The organism is Nocardia carnea (genome assembly GCF_029868855.1).
Lineage (GTDB): Bacteria > Actinomycetota > Actinomycetes > Mycobacteriales > Mycobacteriaceae > Nocardia > Nocardia carnea_A.
The window spans coordinates 1-10,474 of the sequence record NZ_JARWOV010000259.1; the positions used below are offsets into that span (position 1 = coordinate 1).

Annotated in this window: 3 protein-coding genes; 1 reads left to right on the forward strand and 2 read right to left on the reverse strand. The window is 67.5% G+C overall.

Going from position 1 to position 10,474, the window contains the following annotated elements:
- Nucleotides 1-8,809: non-ribosomal peptide synthetase (locus QH195_RS26935; protein ID WP_280437465.1), on the forward strand; the 8,809-nt coding region annotated here is incomplete at its 5' end.
- A gap of 197 nt (nt 8,810-9,006) precedes the next feature.
- On the opposite strand, the gene QH195_RS26940 is transcribed toward QH195_RS26935, so the two are convergent.
- Both QH195_RS26940 and QH195_RS26945 read right to left on the reverse strand, forming a co-directional pair.
- A complete protein-coding gene (locus tag QH195_RS26940) occupies nt 9,007-9,969 on the reverse strand; it encodes an endonuclease/exonuclease/phosphatase family protein (protein ID WP_280437466.1) in 963 nt (320 codons plus the stop codon).
- A gap of 144 nt (nt 9,970-10,113) precedes the next feature.
- On the reverse strand, nt 10,114-10,474 hold a 361-nt coding region (locus QH195_RS26945; protein ID WP_280437467.1), incomplete at its 5' end, for a Uma2 family endonuclease.

A 10,474-nucleotide genomic window follows, 5' to 3' on the forward strand; every position in this document is an offset into this window, starting at 1 on the left:
CGATGTTCTCGGTGTCGACCGTATCGGCGCGGATGATGATTTCTTCGCTCTCGGTGGTAACTCGCTGATCGCGACCCAGGTCGCGGCCCGGGTCGGAAAAGCATTGGATGCGCAGGTCCCGGTGCGGATGCTGTTCGAAGCATCCACGGTCGCTGCCTTGGCGGCTGCCGCCGAGACCGCCACCGGCCGGGCCGGTCTGCCGGTACTCGCCCCGCGCCCGCGCCCGGAGCGGGTACCGCTGTCGCTGGCGCAGCAGCGGATGTGGTTCCTCAACCAGTTCGAACCCGGCTCGGCGGCCTACAACATTCCCGTGGCGGTCCGTCTGACCGGCACTCTCGACGTGGCGGCGTTGCGCACGGCCGTCACCGATGTGGTCTCGCGGCACGAAACCCTGCGCACCGTCTACCCGTCCCATGACGGACGGCCCTACCAGATGGTGCTGCCGGTCGCGCAGGCGGTGCCGGACCTCACACCGATTCCGGTGGCGGCCGAGGATCTGCGCGCTCGGATCACCGATGTGATCGCGGCCGGTTTCGATGTGACCACCGAGATCCCGTTGCGGGCGAGGCTGTTCCATCCGGCCCGCGACGAGTACGTCCTGGTTTTCGTGGTGCACCACATCAGCTCCGACGGCTGGTCGATGGGTCCGCTGACCCGCGATGTGATGACCGCCTACGCCGCCCGCTCCGCCGGCGGGGTACCCGAATGGGCGCCGTTGCCGGTTCAGTACGCCGACTACAGCATCTGGCAACGGGAAGTTCTCGGCTCCGAGGACGATCCGGAAAGCCTGGTCAGCGCGCAGGCAGAATATTGGCGCCGGGCGCTGGCCGGGTTGCCGGACGAGCTGAATCTGCCCGGCGACCGCCCGCGGCCCAACGTGCAGTCGTTCGCCGGTGGAACCGTGCCCTTCCAGATCGATACCCGGCTGCACCGGGGCGTGACCCGGCTGGCCGCCGAACACAACGCCACGGTGTTCATGGTCGTGCACGCGGCGCTGGCGCTTCTGCTGGCCCGGTTGTCGGGCACCGACGATGTGGCCGTCGGCACTCCGATCGCGGGGCGTGGTGAGGCGGAACTCGACGATGTGGTCGGTATGTTCGTCAACACTCTGGTGCTGCGGTCGCATGTACGGGGTGACCTGAGTTTCGGGGAATTCCTGACGGCGACGAAGAACGCCGACCTCCAGGCGTTCGCGCATGCCGATGTGCCGTTCGAGCGCCTGGTGGAACTCGTCGAGGTCGAGCGTTCCACGGCCCGGCACCCGCTGTTCCAGGTCGCGCTGTCGTTCGACAATCTGCCGGCCGCCGGGTTCGAACTGCCCGGGTTGCGGATCGCCGGTGTCGAGTTCGATGTCGACACCGCGAAATTCGATCTATCACTGCGGATCGTCGAGACCGAAGCGGGGATGGCGGCGGAATTCACCTACGCCCGGGATCTCTTCGACGAGGCCACCGTCGGGGTTTTCGCCCGCCGCTTCGTCCACTTGCTGGACGCACTCGTCCGGACTCCCGATGCGCCGATCGGTGATCTGCCGATCATCGACGATTCCGAGTACCGCCTGCTCACCCATATCCACGGTGACGAGGTGATGGCGACCGGGCTGCTGCCGGAGATCCTCCACCACGGTGCCCGGATGAACCCCGACGGTGTGGCGGTCCGGTACCGCGGCCGGTCGGTGACCTATCGGGAGCTGGATGCGGAATCCTCACGTCTGGCCCGCGTATTGATCGATCGCGGTGTCGGCCCGGAAAGTGTTGTAGCCCTGGCCTTCCCGCGTTCGTATGAGATCGTGCTGGCGTTCTGGGCGGTGACCAAGGCCGGTGGCGCGCATCTGCCGGTGGATCCGAACTACCCGGCGGACCGGATGCGGCATATGCTCGCCGACTCCGGTGCCGTACTGGGATTGACGAGCAGTGAGTTCGTCGACCGCCTGCCGGGCGATTCGACCTGGCTGCGGTTGGACGATCCGGGCTTCCGGGCCGAGATCGCGGCGAAGCGGGACGGCCGGGTCACCGATGCCGAGCGGACCGCGCCGCTGATGATGTGGCATCCGGCCTATGTCATCTACACCTCCGGCTCCACCGGCCTCCCGAAGGGCGTCGTCGTGACGCATGCGGGTATCGGCGGTCTCGCCGATGTGGCCGCCGATCTCTACCAGCTCGAATCGCGGCACCGGTTCCTGCACATCTGTTCACCGAGTTTCGATCCGTCGGTACTGGAATGGGTGTGCACGGGTTATGTCGGCGCGACCCTGGTGGTGGTGCCCGGTGAGATCATCGGTGGACCCGACCTGGCCGACCTGCTGCGGACCGAAGAAGTGACCCATATGGTCATCACCCCTGCGGTGCTCGGCACCATGGACCCGGCGGATCTGGATGCGCTGGAGGTCGTATCCGTCGGCGGTGATGTGACCACCCCGGAACTGCTGGCCAAATGGGAGCCGGGGCACAAGTATTTCAACGGCTACGGTCCCACCGAGACCACGATCATTTCTTCGTACGCCCGGCTCTTCCCCGGCGAACATGTCACCATCGGCGACCCGGTGCACGGGATATCGGCCCTGGTCCTGGACTCCAGGTTGAATCCGGTACCGCCGGGTGTCGCGGGCGAGCTGTATCTGTCCGGTGGTGCGCTGGCGCGCGGCTACCACAACCGGCCCGGCCTGACCGCCGACCGTTTCGTGGCCAACCCGTTCAGCTTCGAGGGTTCGCGCATGTACCGCACCGGCGATGTGGTGCGGTGGTACGCGGCGCCCGGCGAGCGGGCGGGTAATGAGGCCTTGCCCACGGTGCACTGGGAACTGGACTATGTCGGCCGGTCCGACTTCCAGGTGAAGATCCGCGGTTTCCGAGTCGAACTGGGCGAGATCGATACCGCGTTGGCCGCCCATCCCGATATCGAATACGCGGTGACCCTCGGCCGGGAAACCGCCGCGGGCGCGACGATTCTGGTGTCGTATGTGCTCCCGGTCCGGGGCCGCAGCGTGGACACCGGTGCGGTGACCGAGTTCGTCTCCGCGGGATTGCCCGCGCATATGGTGCCGTCGGCGATCGTGGTCCTGGACGAGATCCCGCTCACGCCGGTGGGCAAACTGGACCGTAAGGCGCTACCGGAACCGGTGCTGGAGGCCCAGTCCTACCGTGCCCCGGTGGGCGAGGCCGAAACGGTGATCGCCGAGGTATTCGCCGATGTGCTCGGTGTCGAGCGGGTCGGTGTCGACGATTCGTTCTTCGCTCTCGGCGGCGACAGTATTCTGTCGATCCAGCTGGTCTCCCGGGCCAAAGCCCGCGGTGTGGTCTTCAGCCCGCGCGATGTATTCGAGCGGCGGACCGTGGCCGGGCTGGCCGAGGTCGCCACAGTCGGAGACGCGGCCGGACAGCGGCTGGCGGAACTGCCCGGCGGCGGGGTCGGCACCATGCCGGTGCTGCCGGTCATGGCCCAGATCCTGCACGACGGTGCGCCGTACCAGCGGTTCACCCAGCCGATGATGCTGCGCCTACCGGTCGATATGGATCGCGAGACCCTGGTCGCGACCCTGTCCGCGGTATTCGATCACCACGACGTGCTGCGCTCCCGGCTGTCGCGGCCGGCGGCGGGTGCCCCGGAATTCGAGGTGCTGGCGCCCGGCGCGATCGATATCGACGCTTTGGTGCACCGGGTGGACCTCGACGACGAGATCGGCGAAGCCGAACTCACCCGCCTCGCGTCCGCCGAATTCGATGCCGCGCTGGGGCGCCTGGACCCCGACCGGGCGGTGATGGCGCAGTTCGTCTGGTTCGCCTTCCGCGGTGAACGGCGCGATGTACTGCTGTTCGTGGCGCATCATTTCGTGATCGACGGTGTGTCGTGGCGCATGGTCATCCCCGATCTGGCGCTGGCCTGGTCGCAGGTCGCGGCCGGGCAAGCGGTGAGCCTGCCGCCGGTCGGTACCTCACTGCGCCGCTGGGCGCACGGGTTGGCCGAGGCCGCCCGCGAGCCGGAACGCCTTGCCGAACTGTCGTATTGGCAGAAGACCGCCGCCACCCCCGATCCGCTGCTCGGCACCCGGGCGTTCGATCCGGCGATCGACACCAACGCGACCGTGGAACGGTTCGAGGTATCGCTGCCCACCGAGGTCACCGAGGCGGTGCTGACCACCGTCGGTGCCCGCTACCACGGCGGTCCCAACGACGCCCTGCTGGCCGCGCTCGCGCTGGCCCTGACACGGCTGCGCGGTGACGATCCGTCGGCGGCGGTACTGGTCAAACTGGAAGGTCACGGCCGGGAAGAGACCGTGGTGCCCGGCGCCGATCTGTCCCGCACCGTCGGGTGGTTCACGGCTGTGCATCCGGTGCGGCTCGAGTTGCCGGGTATCGACCCCGACGAAGCGTTCGCCGGCGGCCCGGCCATGGGCGCGCTGGTGAAATCGGTGAAGGAACAACTGTTCGCGGTTCCGGACAAGGGTCTCGGATATGGAATGCTGCGCTACCTGAACCCCGAAACCGGCGACGCCTTGCCGGAACGGGTGCCGGGACAGGTCAGCTTCAACTATCTGGGCCGTGTCTCCGCCGGTGAGATCCCCGTCGAGATGGCCGAACTCGGCTGGCTGCCGACCGCCGATCTGGGCCCGGTCGCCGCCGACGCGGACCGCGATATGCCGGCCAACGCCGTGCTCGATATCAACGCCATTGTCAACTCCGGTGCCGACGGTCCGGTATTGAGCGCGTCTTTCGCCTACCCGAGCGGACTGCTCACCGAGGCGCGCGCGCGGGAATTCGCCGATCTGTGGGTGGCCGCGCTCACCGCGCTCGCCGACCATGTCCGCCGGCCGGACGCGGGTGGTTTCACCCCGTCCGATATGTCGCTGGTCCGGGTTTCCCAGGGCGATATCGAACGGTGGGAGGACAACTACCCGGCGCTTTCGGAAGTGTGGCCGCTGTCGCCGCTGCAGGCCGGTCTGCTGTTCCACGCCCAGTTCGTGCAGGACGGGCACGACGTCTACACCATGCAGACGTCGATCGCCCTGTCCGGCGTCGTGGACGCGGCTCGCCTGCGCCGCGCCGCCGAGGCCATGATCGGCCGGTACCCGAATCTGCGGACCGCGTTCGTCGCCGATTCCGCCGGCCGATGGGTCCAGGTCGTACTCGACTCGGTGCGGGTGCCGTGGCGCGATATCGACCTGCGTGATCTGCCCGAGCCGGAACGGGCCGGTGCAGTGGAACGGTTGCTGGCCGCGGACCAGGCCGATCATTTCGATATGTCGGCCCCGCCGCTGATCCGGTTCCACCTCGTCCGGCTGGCCGAGGACCAGTGGCAGCTGGCGATCACCACTCACCACATCCTGCTCGACGGCTGGTCCATGCCGCTGCTCATGCGGGAGCTGCTGGTGCTGTACGCGGTGCGCGGCGATACCTCCGCACTACCCCGGGTGGCCTCGTACCGGAACTTCCTGTCCTGGCTGGCCGACCGTGACCGCGCCCTGTCCGAACAGGTGTGGCGCGATGAACTGGCCGGGTTCACCGAGCCGACCCTGCTGGCCCCGCAGTCGGTCGCCGAGGAGACCTACGAGATCGACAAGCACGTCGTGGAGATCGATCGCGATCGCACCCGGCAACTGACCGAACGGGCAGCCGCCCTGGGTATCACGGTGAACACCACATTGCAGGCGGCCTGGGGGATCCTGCTCGGCCGGTTGACCGGCCGGGACGATGTGGTGTTCGGTACCACGGTGTCCGGCCGCCCGGCCGAACTGCCCGGTATCGAATCCATGGTGGGGCTGTTCATCAATACCCTGCCGGTGCGGGTGCGGATCGACAACCATGCGAGCACCAGCGAACTGCTCACCGAATTGCAGCGCGCGCAAGCCGCACTGCTGGAACACCATTATCTCGGCCTGACCGATATCCAGCAGGCCGCGGGTATTCCGGTGGAGTTCGACAGCCTGTTCGTCTTCGAGTCGTATCCGACCGATGTCGCCGAGGTCGCCGCCGCCGGTGACATCGACGGTATGTCCGTTGCCGGCGTCGGAGTCCTCGACAACAGTCACTACCCACTGGGCATCGTGGTGACGGCCACGGAGACGATCGGGATTCAACTGCGGTACCTGACCAGCAGGTTCGACGCCGCTGCGATCGACATGCTGGCTGCCCGGTTCCTGCGGGTGATCGACAGTTTGATCGATGCGCCGGAGCTGGAGGTCGGTGACATCCCGTTCCTGGGTGCCGATGAGCGGGCCGAAATCCTCTCGCGGACCGGCGGACCCGCGGTGCCGGCGCGGACACTGCCGGAGCTGCTGGCCGATGCGGTCGCGGCGAATCCCGCCGGGCCCGCCGTGGTGTACGAGGGTGTATCGCTTTCGTATGCCGAGGCGGATGCGTGGTCGAGCCGGTTGGCGCGGGTACTGATCGAGCGCGGTGTGGGTGCCGAGGATCGGGTCGCGGTCGCGGTGCCGCGGTCGGCGAATGCGGTGTCGGCGGAGTGGGCGGTGGCCAAGTCCGGTGCTGCCTTCGTGCCGGTGGATCCCACCTATCCGGCGGATCGTATCGCTCATATGCTGACCGACTCCGGTGCGCGTATCGGTGTGACCGTGGCCGCGGTGCGAGCGGATCTGCCGGATTCGGTGGATTGGCTGGTGCTCGGAGAGCTGGAGCTGAACCGGTATTCCGCGGATCCGGTATCGGACGCGGACCGGGTCCGGCCACTGCTTCCGGCCGATACTGCCTATGTCATCTACACCTCGGGTTCCACGGGTATGCCCAAAGGCGTGGTGGTATCGCATGCCGGCATCGCGAATATGGTTGCGGCGCAACGTGACGTGCTTCGACTGGATTCGCATGCCCGGGTGCTTCAGGTGGCCTCGCAGAGCTTCGACGCCTCGGTGTTCGAGATGCTCGCGGCGTTCGGTGCCGGTGCGACACTGGTGGTTTCCCCGCCCGACGTTTTCGGTGGCGGAGGTCTGGCGGATCTGCTCGATGCCGAGGCCGTCACCCATATGGTGATCACGCCGTCTGTTCTGGCCACGCTCGATCCGGCCCGGGCAACCGACCTGCGAGTGCTGGCAGTGGCCGGCGAAGCGGTGGGTCCCGAGGTGCTGGATCGCTGGTCCGGCGAACGGACCGTGGTCAATTTGTACGGTCCGACCGAGACCACGATCTGGGCCACCTACGCCGAACTGCGCCGCGACGAGCCGGTGACCATCGGTGGACCGATCCCGGGGATGCGGACACTGGTCCTGGACAATCGCCTGCATCCGGTACCGGAAGGGATGACCGGCGAGCTGTATCTCGGTGGAATCCAGCTGGCCCGCGGCTACCACGACCGCCCCGACCTGACCGCGAGCCGATTCGTCGCCGATCCGCACGGTGAATCGGGAGACCGGTTGTATCGGACGGGCGACGTGGTGCGCTGGCGGCGTGCGGATTCCGGGGACCTGTCCTTGGAATATCTGGGCCGTAATGATTTCCAGGTCAAGGTTCGTGGCCTTCGCATCGAGCTCGGTGAGATCGATGCCGTCCTCACCTCGTACGCCACCGTTGATTTCGCTGTCACGGTCGGCCACAGGAATGCCGACGGCCCGGTGTCGCTGGTGTCGTACGTGGTTCCCACTTCCGGCGGTTCGGTCGATATTCCGGCATTGACTGCGTACGTGGAGGAGCGGCTGCCGGGATATATGGTTCCCGCGTCGATCATGGTGCTGGACGAGATCCCGCTGACCCCGGCCGGAAAACTGGATCGTAGAGCGCTGCCCGAACCCCGGTTCGAGGCTCGGGCCTTCCGTGCGCCGTCCACCCCGACCGAGGAGATCGTGGCCACAGTGTTCGCCGAGGTCCTCGGTGTCGAACGGATCGGCGCGGATGACGATTTCTTCGCACTCGGCGGTAATTCGATCAGCGCCACCCAGGCGGTCGCGCGGCTGAACGCGGCGATCGGCACGAAGATCAGTGTGCAGTGGTTCTTCACCGACGCCACCGTGACCGGCCTCGCCGCTCACATCACGCAAGCCGGCGATACCGCGGAACTGTCGGAGGCCGCATTGCGGGTGGTCTTGCCCATCCGGGAAACCGGTACCGCGACCCCGATTTTCGCCATTCACGCGCGCGACGGACTCGCCTGGAGTTTTACCGGTCTCGCCCGGCTGCTCCCCGGAGACCAGCCGATCTACGGTATCCAGTCACCGGCCTGGTCCGAACCGGATTACGCACCGGGTTCGCTCACCGAGATCGCTGCACGGTACCTGTCCGAGATCCGGCGGATTCAGCCGAACGGCCCGTACCGCCTGCTCGGCTGGTCGCTCGGTGGTGTGCTGGCCCATGCCATCGCCACCGAACTACAAGCGGCCGGCGAGCACGTCGAACTGCTGGCAATGCTGGACAGCCACCCCAACGCCGATCCCGGCGTCTTCGAATCCGTGCTCCGGGCCGCACTTCTGGAACAGGGGATCCGCACCGAGGAATCGGACCGCGGCGTCGGCGAACTCGGCGACGCGGAACTGGCCCGGCTGCACGAGCTGATACCACCGGAGCTGCTGCGGCTCCCGGCGGAGCGGCTGGGCACGGTGTACCGCACGGTGGCGCGTTCCGCGGAATTCGTCACCGGCTACGACCCGCGCGTCTACCGGGGCGTCGTCGACTTCTTCCGCGCCGACGTGCCCACCCCCGGTGCACAGCAGGAAGGCCCCCGGGCCGATGACTGGCGGCCGTACGTCTCGGGTGAGGTCGCCGAATACGCGGTTCCGGCAACGCACGAGGAGATGACGACCGCCGAAGCCTTCACTGTCATCGCCCCGCATCTGCTGGCCCGGCTCGGCCTCACGTCCGGCCAGGAGGACTGACCCACCCGCAAGGTGCTCGGCCGAGTCGGCTGAGTCCAGTACGCGATACCGAGCAGGCGGGCATACCGCGCCGCCTGCTCGGGCGGGCCGAAATATTTCCGGGGGTGCCCCGGGGATCCCTGCCGAACAGGTGCGGCCGGCCGTCGAGGTCGTCTCCGGGTCCACCACAGGCCCGCGCGGCTGTTCGCCCGGGGAGCTCAATGCGACACGCGAGACAAGCGGACCGATGCGGTCAGGGCGCGGTGGTCCGCGCCGGGTAGATCCAGCGTTTCGACCGTGACCGCGTGACCCCCCGCGATGAGAATGTGGTCGATCCCGACGAGGGGTGGCCACCGTTTGTCGGTGGGGTAGGTGACCAGATGGCCGGCGGCCGCCTGGACGGCGGCATCGCCGAAACGCCCGGACAGCATGGCCCGGAATTGCGCGTGATCGTAGGTCGCGTTGAAATCGCCGCCGACGATCGCGGGACGGCCGGCGGGAGAATTCTGCAGAATCGTGTCCAGCCGGGACAATTCGTCCGCCCATACATCGGTGCCGTATACCGGGGGAACCGGATGGAAGGCGAACACCGAAACCGGCCCGGCCTCCGGGACAGCGGCGGTCGCCGAGAGCTGGTTCAGCACGTACCCGTCGTATTCGACGGTCTCCGACAACGGGTAGCGGCTCCAGATACCGGTCCCGGCCGCGGTCCGGCCGGGTGAGAGAAACCGATAGGGCAGCAATCGGTCGAGTCCCGCCGCGCCGAGCGACTCGATTGCTGCCCGGGTGAGTTCGTTGACGGTGAGCAATTCGATATCGCGCTCCCGCACCTGATCGACCAAGGCCTGCGGATCCGCGCCGTCGAAGAGCAGATTGGCCTGCATCACCCGGACCAGCCGCCCGTCCTCGTCACCGCCGCGACCGTAGTACAGCGGAGCCTGGGTCCACACCGCCGCTGCCACGACGACGAGCGCGACTCCGGCACCACTCCAGCGCCGCAACCCCAGAAACGCCACCACCCCGACGACCGTGCAGCACATCAGGTACGGCGCGACCGATGCCGCCAACACAGGCAAGCGGGCCGACCACCGGCTGAAATGCAGGATCACCCCGGCAGCTCCGGCAGCGGTGGCGATCCACGGGATCGAGTCCACGCACACCCGGAAGAATTTCGACAGCACGCCCGACAGACAACCACAGTCGCCGCCCGATACTCGTGCCGCGAGTGGGGGAGACCTCCGGCTCCGGCTTCGGGCCGGTGGTGGCCACGCAGCCATGCGGTACCGATCACCGCGCGCGGGGCTTCGCCCCGGATGCGCAGTGGATCAGGGCTCGGTTGCCCGGGTCAGGTCGAGGCCGATATCGAATGGGACCGTGACCTGGAGTTTGTCGTGATGTATCCCGGTCAGCCCGTATGTCGTGGTGGCCGGGTCGAGTTCATAGACATAGACGACAGCCCGGCCGTCGACATTCTCCACGCGCCAGAAATGCGGGATACCGGCTTCGGCGTAGAGCTGTGGTTTGCGCTTGCGGTCCCGTTCGATGGAGTCGGGGGAGACCACCTCGATCACCAGGAGGACATTCGCGGGTTCGTAGGTCGTCTGGTCCAGCCCGGTGTCCGCGGCGGCATCGGCGACCAGGACATCGGGTTCCGGCCGCTGCCGGGGGCCGAGGGTAATCGTCATT